Below are 21798 nucleotides of genomic sequence, written 5' to 3'. Positions count from 1 at the left end.
AAGATATTCGAGACGAAAAAGCCGCCCGTTTTTTGTCACATCTCACAAAGGCGAAGCTCCTTTTCGCCGAAACAAACGAAAAATCACAAAACGATGTTGCATTATAATACAAAAAGTAACGAAATGGGTTGACAAATGGGAAAATTGGTGTTATTCTGGGAACAGAAACAAAAAAATCGGAGGCTTTACAAAAAGCGAACCGCTTTTCACAAAACCTCCGACCGTTTTCCCATATCACTATGGTCTAACTCGCAATTAAATCATAGCACAGGGAATCTCCGCTGTCAAGGTGCTGACCGGCGCGCCGCTTTTTCCGCCCCGATTTTTTTGTTTACTTTTTGTAAACGAGGTAATATACTATGAGTGTACTAATGGGAAAAAATGGGTACGAAGTGGGCTCGGTGGACTATTTCAAAAAATTGAACGAAAAACGCGTCATCGGCGGCCTTATGCGAGAATTCTGCGGGAGTTCTTCTTCCACCCAGTACGGCAAAGCCATCGAGGGCCTCTGCAAACGGGCCCAGGACGCTATCTACGATATCCACATGGATTTAAAGCAGTACGCTTCCTCCCTCCGCTACTTCCCTGGCGACGAGCGGGAAAGCTTGGCCCGGGAGGTGAACCGGTTGAACGGGCTTTCAAAGTTTGCGAGCTCCTATAGCAGCACGGCAGATTCCTGCCTTTCGCTGCTGTCGCTTGCGGCGTTCGAAACCCACGGAAAATCCGGGGAGTCCATGAGCAGCCTGCAAGACGCGGCAAAGCTCGTCCGGGACGGCGGCAGCACCCGAATGTCCTACTCCACCGGCTATGACCTTATGAGGCGGGCCGCCAGCGACGGCGTCCAGTGGGCGGCGGGCTCCGACCTGACAAAACAGCTCTTTTTCGACGAGATGGTGGGGGACCGCTCCAGAGAGTTCGTCCAGGACCTGTGGGGGCTGATGTATTATGAGGAGGAAAAGGGCCGTTTTACCGGAAGGTGCGGCAGGGTCATCTGCTCAAGGGACTACATCGAGAAAATCCAGCAGCAGGTGTTCGGCATAGCCCAAAGCTGGGTGAGGGATTGCGAGAGCTATTATGAGGAAATTTTTTCTTCGTTGGAAGGAATTCTATTAACGATTTCTATGGACTTTTCTCTATCCAATGGATATATACTGGCAGATAAAGCTGATGCTACGATAGCGGCTTTAAAGGAAATAGAAAAATATGGATTACAGGTCGATGCTCTCTATGGTTTGATTCGGTCAGCCATCCCTCTGCAAACGAATCAGGACTGGTCTTTCAATATACAAAGGCTTCAGCAGGATTTAAATGAAATGGGGAAGCTTTCTCCTGATTTTGTTCCATTAGAGGAAGATGGCATATACGGTCAGAAAACAGATGACGCCATGCAGCAGCTTTTCCGTGCACTTTTAGGCGGCGCGTCACCGAGAATCAAGCCGGAGGATCGATGGAACCGTGCAAAAACCGGACTAAGTGTTGACACAATAACGATGACAAAATCTAGTAGGAAGCCTAATGTACTTAAATATTACAACGGTCTCCCTGAACTGCCAGACTCAGTCGATGTTCCATTTCTTTTCAAAGACAAGCCGGGAAAAACGGAAACATTGACACGAATAAGTGATAGTTTGCCATTTAAGGCCGTAGAGCAAAAGCCCAGTACCGTCATTCACTATGATATTCCTCATGGATTAAAAGGAAATAACACTAACATAAAATATCATATCAATATTCAAGATATGGATTACGTAAAAAATAACAAAATCCTTAACGCTATATACGAGCAAATTCCTTCCCAATACATTCATGGTGCCGACGCCGACCATATTGAAATTCCTGATTTTACGATTAAAATTGTAAGTAATTGGGATATGGTAAAACGCACCTTCAAGATTGGCAACAGAATATTTGTAGCGGCCGGATATGCCATGGACGCTCTCAGCATTTATCAAGCCATTATGGAGGACATCAAGGATGACCAGCCAGGGTTTCCTCACTTGCACAAAACGATTGTGGAAATTGTATACGCTGAAACCCTTTCATTTGTAGGTGCGACCATTGGCGCAATTGCAGGCTCGGCAGCGGGACTTCCCGGCTCTATTGTATTTGGTATACTGGGCGGCATGATTGGTTATGCTATCGGGAAGTATGTTGGGGAATATGTAGTAGAAATCACCGATGTTGTTTTAGGAGGATAAAGATGTTTTTTCACTTATTTGGCAAAAAGAAGCGAGAGTTCCCCAAAATCCGGACAGAGGAAGATATGATAGCGGAAGAAAATAAACCCGACAGTCCTTATGGAAAAATTTATTTTAACTGGTATCCAAGCAGCTTGGAAGAAACAATGAAGACTGCTTATAGCATCGTTTCATATGATTGCGATGTTTCGGGCAATTCCATGGATTACTTCCGCCGTTTTAACCGAGTTGCCGCCGACATCGCTTATGGGCTTTGCAAGGATTATACCACCGCCACCTTACTGACTTGTCCGATTGGTATGGAAGAGCTCAGTTTTAATCTGGATAAATATGCGGAAAAGAAGATGCAAGAACCGCAGGGGGATGCTCGATTTTTTCATTGCCCGTTTTATGCCCTCCTTCGAATCGGCAAGGGAGTTGACCCTGAAATGCTTGAGGCTTACTACCGTGACCGTAGTAAGGACTTGTATGATCCCCTTTCATACAGTTGCTTTGCCATGAAGGATGGCTTTTTTGAAAGCTGCCCAGATAACTTGTTTGAATTCAATGAACTGGAGGATATCGAAAAGATCAGGAATTTCTTGAGTCAATTTGACCATCTCGTCTGGCATAGGGATATAGATTTTTGTCACAATGATGTTCAATTTACAGTCGATCGCCGGATTATCCCTCATGAACAGGTGGTAGAGATCGTCATGCAGGCTTGTAAAAATCAGGGGATGCCACTCCACATTTCGGAAAAATAAAAATCTGTTAAATTACTTCATGAGAGAAGGGGCTATTATGGCTATCGACAATGACACCATCTACCTTCTGCGCCCGACATCAGAAAAAAAATAGAGGCCTGATTGCATCGCATAGTAATTGATAGCGGCCTCCCACCAAAGGAGAATTAAAACGATGTTCTTCAAACGAAAATCAAAATCCAAACGCAAAGAAAATCCTTCGACCCAAAAAGAGGAAAATGCTCCCGTCATTCAATATGATCTGCTCTTCTCGAAAGATGGTATCGACGTAAAAGAAAAGGGGGTTTTCCTGTCCCAGTTTCCAAACAAAACCGAACCAAACCGCACGGTTTACGAACTGATGTCCTGTTACAACGATATGGATTCTTCGGAGGACAGCCGGGCGTTTATCGGTGCTGTTTTGGAAGCGATTGAGCGGCTTTGCGGGGACTATAAAACGGTAGTCCTGATTTATAATACAACGACCAATCCGCTGGAAGATGAGGTGCAGGAATACATGAAAGCCCATGTGGATTCAGACAGTGATATTTTTGTGGCGTATCCTTATGGAATGCTGGAGGTCAAAAGGGGTTTGGACGACAGGCTCAGAGCCGCATTTCAAGAAGACAGGGGAGACCGTGTATACGACAGCGGCGATTTTAGTTGCTTCGCCATGCCGGACGGCTTTTTTGAAAGCTGCCCTGCTGAACTGTTTGAGTTAAATTGCCTCGAGGACTTCAAGGCCTTTTTTTCTTCTTTATTCCGGCTTCGCACCGTCGCGACCTGCTATTGTATGGATTGTTTCCACAACGAGGCGACCATCGAGGTGGACGACACTTTTATCCCGGAGGATAAGGTGATGGCCATTCTCCGAGACTGTTGTGAGAAATATGATAGGAGTTTATATAAAAGAAAAATACAATAAACCTTGATTTCCAGGAGGATAACCATGTTTTTTAAAAAAGCAAAGAAAAAGCAAGAAAATTCTTTCAAAATTTGGACAGAGGAAGATATGATCGAGGAAGAAAATAAACCCGACAGCCCCTATGGAAATATTAATTTCAGTTGGTATCCAAATGATCTGGAGGATTTTCAAAATTGCATCAAGATAGCCTATCGCTTAGTTTCTCCAGGATGTGACATCAGCGGCAATTCCGTAGACTACTTCCGTCGGTTCAATCGCATTTCCACCGACATTGCCTGCACGCTGTGCAAAGACCGGATGACAGCTACTTTGATTGTCTATCGGAGACATTGGTCGGAGTACACGCCGGAAATGCAGGAGTATGTAGACCGCCTGCCGCAGTCGGGTCAAGACGCGCGGTATTTCCTCTATCCCAATATGCTTCTCCGCATCGGCCGAGGCGTGGACCGCGATCTGTTGACGGCCTATTATAAGGGGCGGGAAATAGATATGTGCGACTCAGTTTCCTATAACTGCTTTGCCATGCGGGACGGTTTTTTTGAAAGCTGCCCGGATTCCCTGTTTCAAATCGAAATCGGGAGCGGCGCGGAGCTGGTGGAAAAATTTCTCGCCCAGTTTTCTCCCATCGTTCGGCAGCGGGACATGGATGTATTCCATAACGAGGTGGAAATCACTGTCGACCGGCGGGTGATCCCCCACGAACAGGTCATAGAAATCGTACAAAAGGCCTGCGACAAACAGGGGGGAAGGCTTCATATCAGCGTTGAATAGAATCGCATCCAAAGAACGGTACATCTGCCGTTCTTTTTTGGTTTCTGGGGCAGGGGAGCCGATTACAGGCCGCAGGCTGTTCAAACATGGGAGCGGCGTTTGCAACATCATATCAAAACTGATCGAAAACGCCTGATTTTATATTGACATACCTTGTTCTCATGGGGTATCCTGTAAGAAGTGGCAATTTCATCCAAAGTGGAGAAAAATATGGAGATTTCTGGATGAATCAGAATGAACCCGGCGGGGCCGTCCCCCAATTTGCCGGGAATTTATCTGCAAACTGGAAATGTGAGGCGAAAACGATGGTAAAACTCAAACTCATAGGGGATATCAGTGATTTTGTCCCCGGCATTGAGGCGTTAAAACCGGACCTCCCCCTCTGCTTTGGAGAAGACGGCATCCCCGTCACGGTGGAAAAAGGCGACAAAATGGCCGCTTGCCTGTCAAACAAACAAGGAAAAATCGTCTACGGCGAAAAGGTGCAGTTTTTTAGGGCCCTTTCTTACTTTGCCCAGTGCGGCACCCTCTGTTCGGTGGAGGAAACCCCTTGCTTTCGGAAAAACGGCGTCATGTTCGATATGTCCCGCAACGCCGTCATGAAGCCGGAAACAGTGAAGTACTTCCTCCGCAAAATGGCTCTGATGGGCCTCAATCTGGGGATGATGTACACCGAGGAGACCTATCAGGTGGAAGGCTACCCCTATTTTGGCTACCTTCGGGGCTCTTACTCCCAAAAGGAACTGCGGGATTTGGACGATTACGCATACATGCTGGGCATCGAACTGGTGCCCTGTATCCAGACTCTGGGCCATCTGGAGCGGGCGCTCCACTGGGAGGCTATGGCCCCCTTGGCCGACACCGCAAGCGTGCTGATGGTCGGGGAAGAGGAGACCTACCGATTTGTCGAAACCCTCATCAAAACAGCCTCCGCCCCTTACCGCTCCAACCGCATCCACATCGGCATGGACGAGGCTTTCGACCTGGGGCTTGGCAATTACCTGAAAAAGAACGGCTACACCACTAAAACCGAGCTGATGGTCAAGCACCTGGCGAGGGTCAGCGAGATTTTAAGGGCCGAGGGCCTTGAAGCTATGATGTGGAGCGACATGTTTTTCAGCATGTGTTCGCCCACCCACAGCTACCGGGATTTAAAAGCGCCCATCCCCCAGGAAGTGCTCCAGTCGGTGCCCGACAACATCTCGCTGGTCTACTGGCACTATTCGGGAATCGACGAAAACGCCTACCGCATCATGATTGAGCGGCATAAACTGTTTCCCAACAAGACGGTATTTGCCGGCGGCCTCAGCACCTGGATCGGCCCCGTTGCAAAAACCGACATCGCCATCGCCGGGACCCAGCTTGCCCTGCGGCAGTGCAAGCTCCAGGGCATAGACGAGGTGTTCGCCACCGCCTGGGGCGACAACGGCGCCGAATGCAATCTGCTTGCCGCCCTCTATGGCCTGCAGGTCTGGGCGGAGATGGGCTACCGCGACGCCCTCTACGAAGAGCAGCATACAAAAGCGCGGTTTTTATCCTGTGTTGGAGCCGACGCCCAGGCTTTTCTCGATATTGCAAAGCTGGACGCCGTCGAAGGGGTGGTGCCTTCTCCCAACGTTGACAGCAAAGACCCCTGCAAGTACATATTGTATCAAGACCCCATGTTCGAGATTTTCCAGACCGACAGCGAGGACTTCGTTTTGTCGCCCTATTACGCCAAAATGGCAGCTTTGATGGAGCGGCACCGAGACCAAAACCCCGATTTTTCCCTCCTTTTCGACTTTTACGCCAAACTCTCCGCCGTTATGGAGAAAAAGTGCCTCTGGCACGAAAACGCCACCCGCTGCGTGCGGGAAAAAGACCGGGTCACTGCCCAGATGCTCTGCGGCCAGATTCCCGAAATCATCGCCCGGTATCGTAACCTTCTCACCGCCTGGGAGACACTCTGGTTCTCCACCAGCAAGCCCTATGGCTTTGACGTCATTGAGCAGCGTTTGGGCGGCGTCATCGCCCGTTTCGAGACGGCCGCCATCCACATGGCCCAGTTTGCCGCCGGTGAAACGGACAGCATTTCCGGCCTCTGTGAAGAAAAGCTCCCCTATGAGTCCTCCTATCCCCAGGGCCACTTAAACTGGCACCCCTATTGGGATTGGATGGTTTCCAACAACTATGTGGGCATCCGGGACTAGGAGCTTTCTGAGAAAGGGGAGGACCAAAATCCTCTCCATTTCCCGGGAAATGAGCTGGAAATGAAAGGGCCGACTTTCAAAAAAGGCGGCTCCCTGCGATGAAAGGATATGATGGAATGTTACAGCTGAAACTCACCGGCGATATTGCCGGTTTTGCGGAAGGGCTGAAGCTTACCCTTCCACTTTTGCCCATCCGCCTCACCGACGGCGGCATCCCCGTCAAGGTGGAGAGGGGGGACCGCCTCACAGCAGCCCTCACCGAAAAAGAGGGCATCATCCGCTGGAGCAAAAAGGCCGAGTTTTTCCGGGCCCTGTCCCTGATCGCCCAAAACGGCGTGGGATGCTCTGTTACCGAGAACCGCTCCTTTGGCCACAGCGGCGTGCTCTTAGACCTGACAAACAACAATATGCAGAAGCCCGGGAGCCTGGGGATGCTTTTCGCCCGGATGGCGCTGATGGGGCTGGACACGGTGTTTATCCAGCAGATCATGCAGGTGGAGGACTACCCCCGCCACGGCTATCTGCGGGACGCCTATTCTTACGACGAATTAAAGGCCATCGACGACATGGCCTACTCCTTGGGTATTGAGGCGGTGCCCTTTGTCAACACCTTAAACGAGCTGATGCGGGACCTGTGGTGGGACAACTGGTGCCCACTTCTGGACGTGACCGGCGTGGCTCTGGTCGGAAATGAGAAAACCAACCGGTACCTGGAGGCCGTCGTCAAAGCGGCGGCCGCCCCTTACCGCACCAGGCGGATTCACCTTGGCATCTACCCGGCGCAAGGGGTGGGGCTGGGCCGTTATCTGCGGGACAACGGCTACCGTACCGTTCCCGAAATCATCCGGGAGCACGTGGGGTACATGGGGGAGATTCTCGATAAACTGGGCCTTCATGGCGTCATGTGGGCCGACGTTTATCTCATGCCCGAAGCTTCCGAGGAAATAAAACAGTCCGCCCCCGCCTCTATTGAGCTCATCTACCGGGCACAAAACGCCTGCGCCGCCGACATGGCATCGCTGCAAAAGCTCCCCGCCCATATGATGTACGCCGCGGAGGGATGCACTAACTTCGGCCCCGCCCCCCGGTACGACCTGACGGTTGCCCCAATGGCCGAATCCCTGAAAGCCTGCCGGGAAAACGGCGTGAAGGACGCTTTCATCTACTTTAAAGGGGACGACGGCGCCGAGTGCAGCCTCTTTACCGCCCTTTACCAGATGCAGGTCCTGGCCGAGGTGGATTACACCGGCAGCTACGATAAAATAGCGGTCAAATCCCGGTTTGCCGCCTGCGCTTCCGGGGACGCTGACGCGTTTTTGGGCCTCGACGGCTTTAACGTCATCGGCGATTGCACCGGCTCCCCCTGCAAGTTCCTCCTCTACGAGGACCCGCTTACCCTCCTGTTCGAAAAGGACTGCGAGGGGCGGGAATTTTCCAAAGCCTACGCCGCTTTGGAGGAAAAATGCACAGCTTGGCGGGAGCAAAATCCCGTCTACGCCCAAATGTTTGATTTTTACGCCAAACTGGCCGCCGCCCTTCAAAGAAAATGCGCCTGGCAGGAGCAGGCGGGAAAAATCGTCCGGGCAAAGGACGGGGCCGCCGCCAAAGCGCTGGCAGCCTCGGCGCCCTCAGCCGTGTACGCCCTCCGCGCATTAAAAGACGCTTGGAGAAGCTTGTGGTACGCCACCCGAAAAACCTCCGGCTTTGAGGTTATCGACCTGCGCCTCGGCGCTCTCGTCCAGCGGATGGAATCCGCCGGGCGGAGGATGGCCCTCTTTGCCGACGGCAAGGTTGACGACATCGAGGAACTAAGCGCCGAAAGGCTGCCCCTCGCCACCTACAAAGACGGCAGAATCGGCATGGTTCTCCGCTGGAAGGACATCACCACACCCAGCAGTTTAATAATGTAAAGATAAATTGCTTTACACGTTTTGAATCCAGCGGGAAAGGGCTTTTTAGACGGTACGCTTCAAAATTTGCCTGCCTCGCCGGAACCTCTCTCATTTCGCTGCAAACGCCTTAGGCGTTTCGATAAAAATAGGAATACACCGGCTTTGGAAAACCAGAGCCGACAGAAAGGAAAGAAAATCTCTATGAAACCAGTATTTTCCCCCGAAGGGAAGGAATGGGGCCGCTTTCAGCCTGACTGCGCCGGCTTCACCATCAAATCCTTAAACGTTCCCGCTTCCTGGGAGTACATCTACCAAAACCGCGACGTGCTGCTAAAGGTCGACCAGTTCGGCCCCGTCTATGTCCAGGCCCACCCCCCCGGCGACATCATGCTCTTCAAGCGGGAGAACGGCCAGAAATTTAGTAGCTGGATGGTCTGGCTCACCTCCGACGAGTTTTCGGAGCCTTTTACAAACTTCTACCGCCCGGTAGTCGACGGCAAAAACCCCTCTAAGGAGCCGGAAAACTTAGAAATCAGCTTCCGCCCCGAGTGCGCTTCCTACTCCTTCCAGAACGAAGGGCTACAGCTCTGCACCGAGTTCATCATCCCCGCCCACGGCACCGAAATCGCCATGAAATTCAAGGTGAAAAACGTCGGGGACAAAGTAAAGAAATTCTCCGTCCACCCGTCTCTCGTTCCTTACGTGAACCCGGCTCAGATGGCCCCCTGGGACAAATTTGAGTGGTATCTCCAGACGGGCTACGGCAAAACGACCCAAAACGTTTTTTGGAGCCAGCTTCTAGACGCAAACTCCGACGCCTCCAAACGCCGCACCGCCGTTTTCTGGACCGACGCGGAAGGGGCCGCCGGCACCGAAATAAGCCTGGAGAAATTCGTCGGAAACGGCGATTTGTCCTGCCCTGAAACGGTTATGACCGGAAACTACCGCCTGCCCGGCGATTCCGGGTGCGATTTCGCCCAGTACGGCGAAAACAACATGCTTATCGCTTACCCGCCGGTCTACGCCACAAAGTACGACTGGACGTTAGCCCCCGGCGAGGAAAAAGAGCTGACCCAGGTGCTCTCCATGCCGCAAAACGATGAAGACGGCTGGTTCCCGTCCATTGCCGACGCCCAAAAGACCCTCTGCTACTTCGACGACGCCCAGTACGCCGCGAAAAAAGCCGAAGCCAAAGCCTATTTTGACGCCCTCTGCTCCAAAAACGCGGTACATACCGGCGACGAGGATTTTGACTACTACGCAAACTACTGGATTCCCCTCCAGATGGACTGGGTGGCGTCCCTCGACCGTGGCTGGCCCACTGGCATGCGCGGCAGCCGGGACAGCGCCCAGGATTACGCGGCTCTTCTGTTCACCGACCAGAAAAGCTGCAAGGAAGTCCTGCTGACCATGCTGGAGTGCCAGCGGTCCGACGGCTGGTTCCCCCGGCAGTACTCCGCAAAGGGAAGGAAGGGCAACCACGACCTTCGCGGCCACGTGGACGGCGGCGCCTTCGCGGTGGAATTCTTCTATAACTACTTCGCCCATACAAACGACTACGCCATCCTCGATCAAAAGCTCCCATGGCTGGATTCCGACGAGGAAAGCACCGTCTTTGAGCATATGGTGCGGGCCATGGAATACTACATCCTCCCCGAAAATATCGGCGAGCACGGCATCTGCAAAATCCGGGAAGGGGACTGGCTCGATTCCGTCAACCGGGCCGGCGTCAAGGGCCGGGGCGAATCGGTCACCGTCTCCTGCCAGACCGTCATGAATCTTGAGCTGATGGCCGACATTTACGAGAAAACCGGCCGGAACCTGGATAAAGTGGATGCTTACCGGAAAAAATCCGAAGATCTGAAAGAAAACGTCCTGAAATGCGCATTAAACCAAAAAGGCTTCTTTAACGGAACCTTCACCGACAACGGCCAGTGGATTTTCTCCGATAAAGATCCCGACGGCGAGTGCCGCCCCTACGGCCCCGTCAACTGGTACGCCGTCATCACCGGCGTGGCCAAAGACCGGCAGAAAGAGACCGTTTCGGTCATGGAACAGCTGAAAAGCGAGTTCGGCTACCGCCTCTACTGGCCGCCTATGGGCAAGGTCAAGATGGAGAACGTGGGTCGTGCCGCCAGCGGCGACGCCCCCATCTGCTTTGCCGAAAACGGAAACGTCTATAACCACGGCTCCCAGGGCTTCCTGGCAAGGGCGCTGGGCGTAGCAGGGGAGGGCGACAAGCTCCTCGACGTGCTCAAATGGCTCACCCCCTACGACCAGACGAAGCATCCCACCGCCCTCGCCATGACAGCCCCTTACGCCATCGTCAACTGCTGGCAGGAAATTCCCGTTTTCCGCCACAGGGGCCTCATGTGTTTCCTCACCGGAAGCGTCGCCATGGCCATGCGGGGCGTCTACGAGTGGATGATGGGCGTGAAGCCCACCTTGGACGGCTTGATGCTCAGTCCTTGCCTGCCCGAGAGCTTCGAAGCTCCCGAGGTGAAATTCACCTATCTAGGCAAAGACGTCACCCTCCGCTATCTGCGCACTCCCGGCAAGGTGCTGTTAAACGGCGCGCCGGTTGAGAATACCGTTTTAGACCGGTTCTCCGGCCGGGAAAACGTCCTCGTTGCCCCGGAACTCTTAAAAGACGGCGAAAACGTCATCGAGTACCATTTGGGGTAACCAAAAGAAAATAAACCAGATGAAAAACCCCCGGCATTGCCGGGGGTTTTTTGTGGGACTGTTTTTGCAGAGAGGTTTTGCCGGTCAGTCACCTAACCGCACAACAGTGAGAGCTGCATCCTGAAAAGTGAAACCCGCCTGCTGGGCAACGACGGTGAGGCTTTGGGGAGCTCCCGTTACCCGGAAAGGCATGCTGAAAGACACAGTAGCCGCCTCGTTAGTGGAGGCGAAAGTATGGGTGGCTGTTGCACCAGATACAGGCACACCGTTGAGGTTCATCTGCACGTCGATGCTGCCGGGGATGGATGTGCCGGTGTCGACGCTGACAGTACCGTGGAAGGTGGCCTGATAAACGCCGTCGGTGTTGATAAACACATCAGGAGAGCCGGCAGTATGGGTGATGGAGTTGCCAGAAATCAGCGGGTTGTCGTTAAAAATCAGCGAGCCGCCGGGGTTGGTGGGCTGGGGACTGGTGTCCACCGTAGCCAGAACGTCCAGCGTGCCGCCTCCGCCCGGTTCGCCCCGGGGGATGGTGATATCGAGGATGACATCCCGGTCGGTGCCGGTGTTTACTACTTCGGCGGGCGTGCCGGGATCACCTGTAAATACGTTGCCGATGGTAATGGTGGCGGGTTCGCCGTCAGCGCCGGTCGGTCCGGTTTCTCCGGTCGCCCCAGTGGGACCTACAGGCCCTTCCGCCCCGGCTGCACCTTCAGCACCTTCAGCACCCGTGGCGCCTGTAGCGCCGGTTGGTCCAGTAGGACCGGTGGGCCCGGTTGCGCCGGTAGCACCAGCAGCACCTGTAGCACCGGTTCCAGTAGCGCCTGTAGCGCCTGTAGCGCCGGTTGGTCCGGTAGGACCGGTAGGCCCGGTTGCGCCGGTAGCACCAGCAGCACCTGTAGCACCGGTTCCAGTAGCACCTGTAGCGCCGGTCGGTCCGGTAGGACCAGTGGGCCCGGTTGCGCCGGTAGCACCAGCAGCACCTGTAGCACCGGTTCCAGTGGCACCTGTAGCGCCGGTCGGTCCGGTAGGACCAGTAGGACCGGTCGGTCCGGTAGCACCAGCAGCACCTGTAGCACCGGTTCCAGTAGCGCCTGTAGCGCCGGTCGGTCCGGTAGGACCAGTGGGTCCAGTCGGACCCGTGGCACCTGTAGCACCGACTCCGGTAGCTCCGGTAGCTCCGGTTGCACCCGTAACGCCGGTTTCGCCTCGGGGGATAGTGAAGTCTAGGACATGATTAGGGCTTCCAGCCACATCGACGACCGAAGCAGGAGTCCCAGGCTCAGCCGTATTTGTAAAGCGAATTGTAATCGTATCGGCGGGGCCGGGAATACCAGCAGGGCCTGTAGGACCCGCCGGGCCCATAGCGCCGGTTGCACCTGTTGCGCCGGTGGCGCCTCTGGGACAGCAACAGCAGTTGTTGTCCGAACATGGATAAGTGTTCAAAATTGATTCCTCCCAATAGGTACGTCAATTAATATCGTTTTAAATAAGAAAGAGATTTCTCACCGTTATTTTATGCGACAGGATTCGACAATGTGCTGAGGTTCTCACATCAGCGGCAAAAGAACAAAAAAGGGAAATTTTGATTGGTTTTCTATTGAAAAAATCTCCTCATCGGGTATAATGAAGGGAAAGACGGCGGGCCGATTATTGTAATTGGCGCCGTATTTGCGAAAAAGGACAGTGGGAGGATGACGTATGAATACAAAATACCAGTTTTCTTCTGAAGCAGACGTTGTGGTCTGTGGAGGCGGCGTGTCGGGCTGTATGGCCGCTATGGCGGCCGCCGACGAGGGCAAAAGCGTGGTTCTGATTGAACAGTTCGGGCAGTTGGGCGGTTCGGCGACGGCTGGGCTCGTCACTCCGCTGATGGCCATGTTCATGGAGGCCAAGGAGATGGAAAAGGGCGATCCCTGCTGTTCTTATCTCAGCGAGGAATTGAACGCACGGATGCTCAATGAAGGGGGAGCCGCCTGCAACGGGCGGTTTTTCGACCCCATGACCATGCGGATCATTCTGGAGGATATGGTGGTCAAACGGGGCGTCAAGCTCTTCTACCACACCTTCCTGTGCGACGTAGACGTGGCGGACGGCGCGATTAGGGCAGTTGTCGTTCAGAACAAGTCGGGACGGGGCTATATAGGAGGCAAAATGTTTATCGACTGCACGGGGGACGGCGATTTGGGAGTTCTGGCCGGGGCCGGCTACCGCAAGGGAGACGAGGAGACGGGGAAAAACCAGCCGGTGTCCCTGCGGTATCTGGTAGGCGGGGTGGATGTGCCCGCTTTTGACGCTTTCGTCAGGGAGTATTTTGTTCAGGGCCAGCACAACTACTGGTATGATCCGGAAAGCGGCGGCCTGGAAATTTCCGTCACCAGCCACTCTTACGACAAATGCCCTCTGACCCCGGTTTTCCTCAAGGCTGTGGAGAATGGAGATCTCATCGAGGATGACCTTGCTTACTGGCAGATGTTTTATGTCGCCGGGCGGCGGGACAGCATGTCTCTCAACAACCCAGAGTTTTTTGACCACACCGACGCGTCCAATGCAGACGACATGACCTATATCCAGGTGGAGGGCAAAAAGGCGATCCTGCGGCAGCTTCGTTTCTACCGGAAGTATTTCAAGGGGTTTGAAAACGCCTATTTGTCGGAAATTGCCGACATGGTTGGAGTGCGGGAATCCCGCCGCTTAGAGGCCGACGTAATGCTGACGGCCGAGGACATCGTGTCCCACAGAAAGTTTCCCGACGCCATCTGCCGCAACAACTATCCCGTGGACATCCACGGGAAAAAGCTGCGGCTGGTGAACCACCAGGAGAACGAAAACACCGCTCCTTACTACGAAATCCCTTACGGCTGCCTGACGGTGCGGGGGTTTGAAAACCTTTTGGTGGCGGGCCGCTGCGTGGGAAGCGATTTTGTCGCTCAGAGCAGCCTGCGGATTCAGCCTATTTGTCGCGCCTTGGGAGAGGCCGCCGGAATCGGCGCCGCCATGGCCTGCGAAGAGGGAAAAGCCGCCCGTGAAATCGACGGGTCGGATATCCGGGAGAAGATGATCGGCAGAGGAGCACGTTTCGAGTAAAACCATTTGGGTCCGATCGGAATATTCGATTGGGAAAGGTATTTCGGCGAAAAGGACATGTGCCTAAATAAATCCTTTACCGCCAAGCGCCCTTCGAGTCAAGGAAAACGGATTGGCTCGGCAGATTTCATACACCGTGTCAATGTTTTATCGCCAAATCCTTTCCCCTCAGCATCAACCTGCGGCGGCCGGCGCCGACTGTTGCCGGCCGCCCTGTAAAAAGGAGGAAACCTTATGATGCGCGACCCGGAAAAGACCATAGGAAACCTCATCAGCCACCAAAAGACCGCCTATCTTACCTCGCTGGACAAAGACGGTTTTCCCGATGTCCGCGCAATGCTGGCTCCCCGGGTGCGGGAGGGTATCCAGGTGTTTTACCTCACCACCAACACCTCATCCGAGAAGGTGGAGCAGCTTCGGAAAAACCCAAAGGCCTGCCTTTACTTCTGCGACCGCCGTTTTTTTCGGGGCGTGACCCTCAAGGGGATGGTGGAAATCTGCGAAGACCCGGAAACAAAAGAATTGATCTGGGAGCCGGGCGACACCATGTACTATAAGGAAGGCGTGACCGACCCGGATTACTGTGTCATAAAGTTCACCGCCTTTTCGGGGAAATATTACGCGGGATTCAAGGTGGAGGATTTTTCCATTGAAGGATGACGGAAACTGTGATAAAGGCAGCAAACAGAGCGCGCCGCAAGCCTGCGGCGCGCTCTGTTGACATTTTTGCTGAAATCACTGGGGAGTATGAATATCCATTCGGTGTTTTGTCCGGATTTATCGGCTGGGTGGCGAATTCATTTCCGGATGGTATTCCATAAGGGCGCGGCTTTCGTAGCATCGTTCCCGCTCCTGAAAGCCCGCCCGCCGGTAGAGCTCCGCGGCCCTTTCATTTTTGCAGAACACGAAAAGCCGCAGGGGAAGCCCCGCCTTTTTCGCCTCCCACTTGCAGTACCGGAGGATTTGGGAACCCAGTCCCTGTCCCTGAAAAGGCCCAAAAATCCAAAAATTGTCTAGCTCTAGGTATTCCGGATGGCGGAGCAGGGCAAAGTAACCGGCCTTTTCTCCGTTGAGGCGGACGGCCCGGCAGTCGGGGAGCACTCGCCAGAGCTTTTCACTGAGAAACGCCTCCACCTGTTTCCAGTCGAGCTTCGCCGTCTCATAGGTCTTGATGTGGTCCAAATTCCATTGCAGGAGGGGAGTCAGGTCATCTGGCTCTGCGGCATGAAAAGTCAGTTTATTGTGCATAAGCGGCTCCTTTCCAGAGAAAAAACAGCCTGTAAAGCAATTTTGCATTACAGGCTTGTTTTGTGTGTCCTTTGGGTGTTATCCGGGGAGAAGTCCCGCCTCTAGGCGGCTTTTTCCCCGTCGATGGCCTTTTGGATGATGCCGGCGGCTGTATCCAGGTCGGCTCGGCTGTAGGAATCATATTTCTGGGGGTTCCCAGCGTCGGTGAGCATGCCCTTGGCTTCGTCGGTGCCGTCGGCTATCTGTTCCGCTGCCTGCCTGATGGTGTCAAAGTTGGCGGAAAAGTTTTCCTGCTGAACGGCGTCCAGGGCGTTTAGGTAGTGGTAGGTCTGCTCCTCCATCTCCTGGGTGGGCAGCGTCCCCACGTCGTGGAGCCAATCGAGAAGCCCCGCCGCTGCAATATAGGCCTTGAGGGAAGAGCCCGCCGTGCCCTGCTCAAAATTTCCGATACCGTTCAAAGCCTCTTGAAAGCCTGCCATGTCGACAGTTTGGGAGCCGCTTTCCTCCGGTTTATCGGAAGAGGCGTTTATTTCCGCCAGCTGGCTGTTAATCACCTGGGTCTGGGCCAACAGGACGTTCATTTCCTCCTCCAGGGTGTGCACCCGTTCATGGAGGGATATAAACTGCCAGGCGGCCACGCCGATCACCGCAACCGTCACAACGCCGGCGATCCCGTGCCAAAATCCTTTGTTCATCTGTTCTGTCTCCTTTCGAGAGATGCGCCGGAAAAAGGGTTTCCCCGCGCTCTGCACTTTTACCGCCTCCAGAGCGGATTTTCTTTTCCTCATTATACAGCCTTTTGGATATAAAATCCAGCCCTTTTTTGCCGCCCGCTTCTAATGGGAGGCCGGCGCTCATAAATTATCTTATACTAGTACGAACAAGGAGAATCATAGAATGGCGTTAAGCGGAAAAAAGAAGCAGATGCTCTTTACCGCCACGGCGTTGCTGCTGTCGGCGGCTATTTTGTGGAACTTTTGCAGCCTGTTTATCAAAATCGACCCGGTGGGAGCGGAAAAGCCCATTAAATGGGTGGAGTTCAATGTGACGGCTTCCGCTATGGAAAAGGCCCTGTCCATGCAGAAGGAATCCCGGGGAACCGACTGCGAGCTCGATTGGGTGGAGATGCTCTCCTACCTGGGGGCGAAGTACGGCGGAAACTTTAAAAAGTACAAGGCGAAGCACATGGACGATCTGGCCGAAAAACTCCGGTCGGGCCAGACCATGGAGGAGCTCACCAAAGGTATGGAATACTACCATTATTACCATGAGGCCTATGACGCGGTGCTGGGAGGCATGGTGGGGGAGTACGACATCCAGACCGAGGATTCCTACAATAACGGAACCATCGAGATGGAGACCCGGTACGGCCTGAAGGCTTACAGCCCTATTGCCTACGGCTACAGCTTTTCCCATTACGACGACTTTGGGGCCTCCCGCAGCTACGGCTTTTCGAGAAATCACCTGGGCAACGACCTTTTGGGCAACGTGGGCACTCCCATTATGGCGGTGGAGTCCGGCGTCGTCGAGATGATGGGCTGGAACAAATACGGCGGCTGGCGGGTGGGAATCCGCAGCTTTGACGGCAGGCGGTACTACTATTACGCCCACCTGCGGAAGGATAGGCCCTACTCGGTGAACCTGAAAGAGGGCTCCATCGTCGAGGCGGGGGACGTGATCGGTTACCTGGGCATGACCGGCTACTCCGACAAGGAGAACGTCAACGGCATGAACGTGCCCCACCTGCATTTCGGGATGCAGCTGGTGTTCGATGAGTCCCAGAAGGAGTCGAACAATGAAATCTGGATCGACGTTTACGAAATCGTCAAGTTTTTGGAGCACCACAAATCCCCGGTGGTCCGGGACGAGGAATCCAAGGAGTATTTCAGAAAGTACGAGTTTACAGACCCGGCCGTCGAGGCGCTGGAAGGGAAGATTCCGCAGTTCCCGAAGCACGAGCCGGATTAAAACACAAATCCCGGCCCCTGCATTTCCCAGAACGTTTCGAGGAAATTGTAGGGGCGAACTGTGTTCGCCCCTACTCAGAACATTCCGAGGAAATTTGTAGGGGCGGCTAATAGCCACCCGTTTTTTCTGTTATCTTATTGATTCATCCGCGGGCGGCTGATAGCCGCCCCTACGTGTCTATCGGAAATCGTGGGGTAAAAGTTCACAAAATTTCCATCATTTTAAGCTATGTGGTGTCAGACGTATCGGGATTAATATGCTATGATTGCATCATGAAGGAAGTGAAAATATGTTTTATATTCCCAAACAGATCCGCTTGCGTTTGACTGCCGAGGAATGGGAAAAGTTAGATGAATTCGCAGAAAAGCACAGACTATATCTCAATCGGGAGATAAGCTGAATTATCCAGCAAGCGCTAATTGCGCATGGTACAGGCGAGCCAATCTGCCTGGAAAGTGAGACTGATTAGAATCTTCGAATTTCGCTGTCCCGCCGGGAGGCCCAAATCTACCACCCGCACTCAGGCAGACCCCCTCGCCTCCTAACAACGGAACTGCGCCGCAATTGCAGTACAATGAGGGACATGCCGCGGTTTTCGGGTCTCCTGCCCGGGCGGCGAAACGCCTTTAAAACAAAAGAGGATACGGAAAACCCGTATCCTCTTTTGCTATCCAAACCGCCGTTTCAGTTCCTTTTCCACCATCATATAAGGCGCCGCCAAAACCACCACACCGACAGCTAAGTTTATAAAATTCACCGCCGTCCGAGCCGACACGCCGAAGGCCACATTCAAAAGAATCGAAACAGCCAGTGCCACAACGCCCATGAGAAGGCTTTTTTTGCCGTAGCTCTTCTGGGCGTATTTCCACGCCTCCTTAGACGACATGGAACGGGCGCTGTAGTGGCCGAACCAGCCGTTTCCGGGCTTCGGGGGCTTTACGAGCAGCCAGAATCCGATGAGGGTAGCGGTGATAGGAATGATGTAGTTCATAAAAAAGATGACCCAGTTCTGATCCATGAAGAACTCCTTTCAGGCGGCGGTTTAACGGGCTTGCTGCGCTTTTTGCAGCAGCAACGGCTGAATGTCGGGATAGGTCCATCGGGACCGCTCCGAGGGCGGTGCGGCGAGCAGGCGGATTTCCGCCATTTCGAAAGGGGGAAGCGCCTCCAGCTCTTCTATTTCGGCAAAATAAAGAGCGCCGAAGGTTTCCGAAGCCCCGTTTTCTGATACGCTGTACCCTCCCAGGGGAACAAGCTGAAAACGGACGGCTCCCGTCTCTTCTCTGAGTTCCCGGCGGGCGGTTTCCTCCGGGGATTCGCCCGGTTCCCGGTGGCCGCCGGGAAGCTCCAGCGTCTGACGGCTTTTGTGCCGGCAGAACACCCATTTTCCCTCATACCGGGCGGCGATAACGGCGTATTTGAAATCGGCGGCGGCTTCGGGGTAAAATCGGACGGTTCGCATGGCTTTTGGCTCCTTACGGGACTTTTTTCCAGTATACCACATCCGCAAATTCCGCAGGAATTTGTAGGCGGGTTCCCCCGCCGCAGTTCTGCGCCAGCAGAACCGGATGATGATAAAATGTTCTCACTTATCCCGCGCCAGCGGGATAAAGCGCCTATCAGGCGCCTTACAAGTGGCAAAGCCACTTGCTTGTGAGGTTATTATACCATACGGTTATGAATAAAAATAGCCATTCCTCTTAAATTCGCAGAAATTATTTTCTCCCAATTCTATGTGCGAAATACATAAAATAGGACTTTTCTTTTCAGATGGCTGTGTCACCTTGCCCAAAATCCTTCAATTTTTAAACAAACCGGCCGTTTTGTCTATTTGAATCGGGACGGAGGCGGAATATAATGGAACACGGAACTGAAAAAGCGGCCTCATAGCCGCTTCCCATAAACAGAAAGGATGCTTTTGATGAAAAATATCCTCCGCATTTTCGCCCGGGATTTCAAAAAGATTTCCAAAAACGCCATCGCCGTTATCGTGGCTCTGGGCATTTCCATCCTGCCTTCGCTCTACGCCTGGTTCAACATCCGGGCCTGCTGGGACCCTTACGGCAACACTTCCGGCATTAAGGTGGCAGTCGCCAACACCGACAAGGGGTATTCCGCCATGGGGCTCACCCTGAACGTCGGCGACATGGTCATCGCGGAGCTGGCGAAGAACACCCAGCTGGGATGGCAGTTTGTGGACAAAGACGCCGCCATTGAAGGGGCGGAGAGCGGAAAATACTACTCCGCCGTGGTCATCCCGGAGGATTTCAGCGAGAAAATCGCCAGCATTCTCACCACCGACATCCAAAAGCCCCACATCGACTACTACGTCAACGAGAAAAAGAATGCCATCGCCCCGAAGATCACCGACAAGGGGGTGGGGGTCATCCAGCAGCAGGTCAACGAGACCTTTATCAGCACCTGCACCAAGGTGATCCTCGCCGCCCTCAACGAAGGGGACGCCCGTCTCAGCGAAAAGGGAAGTTCCATCGTCGACGGAATCGTTGGAAATTTGGAGACCGCTTCCGCCGACATCGACGAGTTTTCCGCCGCCGTTTCCGCCTTCAGCGCCGCCTTGGAGGCGGGAGGCGGCCTAGTGGACGCCACGCGGGGCATCCTTCCAGAAGCCGACGAGCTCCTGTTCAGCGGCATGGAAAGCATAGGGGATGTCCAGAATCTCATCGTTTCTTCCCGGGATATTTCGTCGGAGCTCATCACCGCTGTGGGGGACACCGTTCAGGCGGCGGAAGATTTGGCGGAAACCATAGACGGGCGGCTGGAAGACGCCTTCTCTGACGCGGAAAAAGACGCGAAACAGGCGGCATCCGACCTGCGAAGCCTGACGAGAATCAACGACCGCATCATCGAGAAAAACAACCGCCTTTATAACACCCTCTCCGCCCTAAACGACGCTCTGCCCATCCGGCTTTCCGCAGTCGACAGGATGCTGGACGCTCTGGATACCGCCACATCCCGGCAGGAGGCCCTTTCCGACGGCATTCAGAAAGCCGCCGATACGGTGGCGGACGCGGGAAAGGTCCCCGCCGAAATGCAGTCGGAGCTCCGGCAGAGCGCGGCCGACGCCAAGGCTTCCCTGAAAAAAGTCAGGGATCAGTATGTGCGGGAAGTTTCCCCCCAGCTCAATAAAAACGTCGATGACATTTACGGCACCCTCGGCAAGTTTTCCGGACTGCTCTTCAGTGTCAGCGGCGCGTCCAAAAGCCTCGGCAATACCCTCTCCGGGGTGGACGACACCCTCGGAAAATGCCTTTTAGCCCTGCAAAAGACCGACGAGATGCTGCAGGGGGCCAAGGGCAAAATCGACAGCCTTATTTCTGAGGTGCGGGCGGTGGACGGGGACGAACAGCTCTCGAAGCTCATCGAAATCATCCAAAACGACCCGGAAATCGCCGGGAGCTTTATGTCCTCGCCGGTGGAGATTAACACCCAAAAGCTCTACCCCATCGAAAATTATGGCTCGGCCATGACCCCCTTCTACACCATTCTGGCCATTTGGGTGGGCGGTCTTATCCTCTGCGCCATTTTGAAGGTACATGTCCGGGAGGACGATAAAATCCGCGGCCTCAAGCCCCATGAGGCCTACTTTGGCCGGTATCTGACATTCATGGTGTTCGGCGTCGTCCAGAGCCTTATTGTCTGTCTGGGGGACCTGTACTTCCTCAAAATCCAGTGTGTGAACCCCGGGCTGTTCCTCTTAGCGGGAGTCACCGCCAGCATCGTGTTCACCAACGTCATCTACACCCTGACCATCTCTTTCGGCGACGTGGGAAAGGCCATTGCCGTCATCCTGCTGGTCATCCAGGTGGCCGGGGCAGGGGGCACCTTCCCCATCGAAGTGACCCCTTCCTTCTTCAACGCCATCAACCCCTACCTGCCCTTCACTTCCGGCATTAACGCCATGCGGGAGACGGTGGCGGGGGTCTACGGCATGGATTATTGGAAGGATATGTGTAAGCTCCTGGTTTACCTGCCCATTTCGCTGTTTGTGGGGCTGGTGCTCCGCAAGCCTCTCATTCGGATGAACGAGTTTTTCGAGCGGAAGCTGGAGGAGACAGGGCTGATGTAAAGGTTCTGTCCCAATCGGAAAAA

At 53.9% G+C, this 21798-nt stretch carries 17 protein-coding genes; 12 read left to right on the top strand and 5 right to left on the bottom strand.

Going from position 1 to position 21798, the window contains the following annotated elements; all coding sequences use genetic code 11:
- The first annotated feature begins 359 nt into the window (after positions 1 to 359).
- From H8710_RS06010 to H8710_RS05975, 8 genes are all read left to right on the top strand, one after another.
- A complete protein-coding gene (locus H8710_RS06010; protein ID WP_249294512.1) occupies positions 360 to 2198 on the top strand; it encodes a hypothetical protein in 1839 nt (612 codons plus the stop codon).
- A gap of 2 nt (positions 2199 to 2200) precedes the next feature.
- On the top strand, positions 2201 to 2944 hold the full coding sequence (locus tag H8710_RS06005) for a hypothetical protein (protein WP_249294511.1): 744 nt from the start codon (positions 2201 to 2203) through the stop codon (positions 2942 to 2944).
- Positions 2945 to 3098: 154 nt separating this feature from the next.
- Entirely contained in the window at positions 3099 to 3848 is a 750-nt protein-coding gene (locus tag H8710_RS06000) for a hypothetical protein (RefSeq protein ID WP_249294510.1), read from the top strand.
- A gap of 24 nt (positions 3849 to 3872) precedes the next feature.
- Entirely contained in the window at positions 3873 to 4619 is a 747-nt protein-coding gene (locus tag H8710_RS05995; RefSeq protein ID WP_249294509.1) for a hypothetical protein, read from the top strand.
- Positions 4612 to 4755: a hypothetical protein gene (locus tag H8710_RS05990; RefSeq protein ID WP_249294508.1), complete on the top strand. Its 144-nt coding sequence runs from the start codon at positions 4612 to 4614 to the stop codon at positions 4753 to 4755. The genes H8710_RS05995 and H8710_RS05990 overlap by 8 nt, the downstream gene beginning before the upstream one ends.
- An 88-nt stretch (positions 4756 to 4843) precedes the next feature.
- Positions 4844 to 6808 (top strand): beta-N-acetylhexosaminidase, encoded by a 1965-nt coding sequence (locus H8710_RS05985; protein ID WP_249294507.1) that lies wholly within the window; start codon positions 4844 to 4846, stop codon positions 6806 to 6808.
- Positions 6809 to 6924: 116 nt separating this feature from the next.
- A complete protein-coding gene (locus tag H8710_RS05980; protein ID WP_249294506.1) occupies positions 6925 to 8718 on the top strand; it encodes a hypothetical protein in 1794 nt (597 codons plus the stop codon).
- Between the two features lie 183 nt (positions 8719 to 8901).
- Complete coding sequence (locus tag H8710_RS05975; RefSeq protein ID WP_249294505.1) at positions 8902 to 11385, top strand: GH36-type glycosyl hydrolase domain-containing protein; 2484 nt, start codon at positions 8902 to 8904, stop codon at positions 11383 to 11385.
- A gap of 84 nt (positions 11386 to 11469) precedes the next feature.
- On the opposite strand, the gene H8710_RS13455 is transcribed toward H8710_RS05975, so the two are convergent.
- Positions 11470 to 12831 carry a collagen-like protein gene (locus H8710_RS13455; protein WP_430413305.1) on the bottom strand — a complete coding sequence of 454 codons (1362 nt, stop codon included), beginning with the start codon at positions 12829 to 12831 and terminating at the stop codon, positions 11470 to 11472.
- Between the two features lie 255 nt (positions 12832 to 13086).
- Here H8710_RS13455 and H8710_RS05965 point away from each other — a divergent pair, with 255 nt between their 5' ends.
- Positions 13087 to 14472 (top strand): FAD-dependent oxidoreductase, encoded by a 1386-nt coding sequence (locus H8710_RS05965; protein ID WP_249294504.1) that lies wholly within the window; start codon positions 13087 to 13089, stop codon positions 14470 to 14472.
- A gap of 234 nt (positions 14473 to 14706) precedes the next feature.
- Positions 14707 to 15132 carry a pyridoxamine 5'-phosphate oxidase family protein gene (locus H8710_RS05960; protein WP_249294503.1) on the top strand — a complete coding sequence of 142 codons (426 nt, stop codon included), beginning with the start codon at positions 14707 to 14709 and terminating at the stop codon, positions 15130 to 15132.
- Positions 15133 to 15249: 117 nt separating this feature from the next.
- Here H8710_RS05960 and H8710_RS05955 read toward each other — a convergent pair whose 3' ends face one another.
- Positions 15250 to 15720, bottom strand: coding sequence for a GNAT family N-acetyltransferase (locus tag H8710_RS05955; RefSeq protein WP_249294502.1), 471 nt, complete (start codon positions 15718 to 15720; stop codon positions 15250 to 15252).
- Positions 15721 to 15821: 101 nt separating this feature from the next.
- Complete coding sequence (locus H8710_RS05950) at positions 15822 to 16508, bottom strand: hypothetical protein (protein WP_249294501.1); 687 nt, start codon at positions 16506 to 16508, stop codon at positions 15822 to 15824.
- 109 nt (positions 16509 to 16617) lie between these two features.
- Here H8710_RS05950 and H8710_RS05945 point away from each other — a divergent pair, with 109 nt between their 5' ends.
- Entirely contained in the window at positions 16618 to 17688 is a 1071-nt protein-coding gene (locus H8710_RS05945) for a M23 family metallopeptidase (RefSeq protein ID WP_249294500.1), read from the top strand.
- Between the two features lie 667 nt (positions 17689 to 18355).
- Here the strand turns inward: H8710_RS05945 and H8710_RS05940 are convergent.
- Both H8710_RS05940 and H8710_RS05935 read right to left on the bottom strand, forming a co-directional pair.
- Positions 18356 to 18706: an SdpI family protein gene (locus tag H8710_RS05940; protein WP_249294499.1), complete on the bottom strand. Its 351-nt coding sequence runs from the start codon at positions 18704 to 18706 to the stop codon at positions 18356 to 18358.
- Between the two features lie 24 nt (positions 18707 to 18730).
- Positions 18731 to 19150 carry an NUDIX hydrolase gene (locus tag H8710_RS05935; RefSeq protein WP_249294498.1) on the bottom strand — a complete coding sequence of 140 codons (420 nt, stop codon included), beginning with the start codon at positions 19148 to 19150 and terminating at the stop codon, positions 18731 to 18733.
- Positions 19151 to 19609: 459 nt separating this feature from the next.
- On the opposite strand from H8710_RS05935, the gene H8710_RS05930 reads away from it, so the two are divergent.
- Positions 19610 to 21775, top strand: a complete 2166-nt coding sequence (locus H8710_RS05930; protein ID WP_249294731.1) for a YhgE/Pip domain-containing protein — start codon at positions 19610 to 19612, stop codon at positions 21773 to 21775.
- Positions 21776 to 21798: the final 23 nt, after the last annotated feature.

The organism is Fumia xinanensis, from assembly GCF_014384905.1.
Lineage (GTDB): Bacteria > Bacillota > Clostridia > Oscillospirales > Ruminococcaceae > Fumia > Fumia xinanensis.
This window is presented reverse-complemented; position numbering and strand designations above follow the sequence as displayed.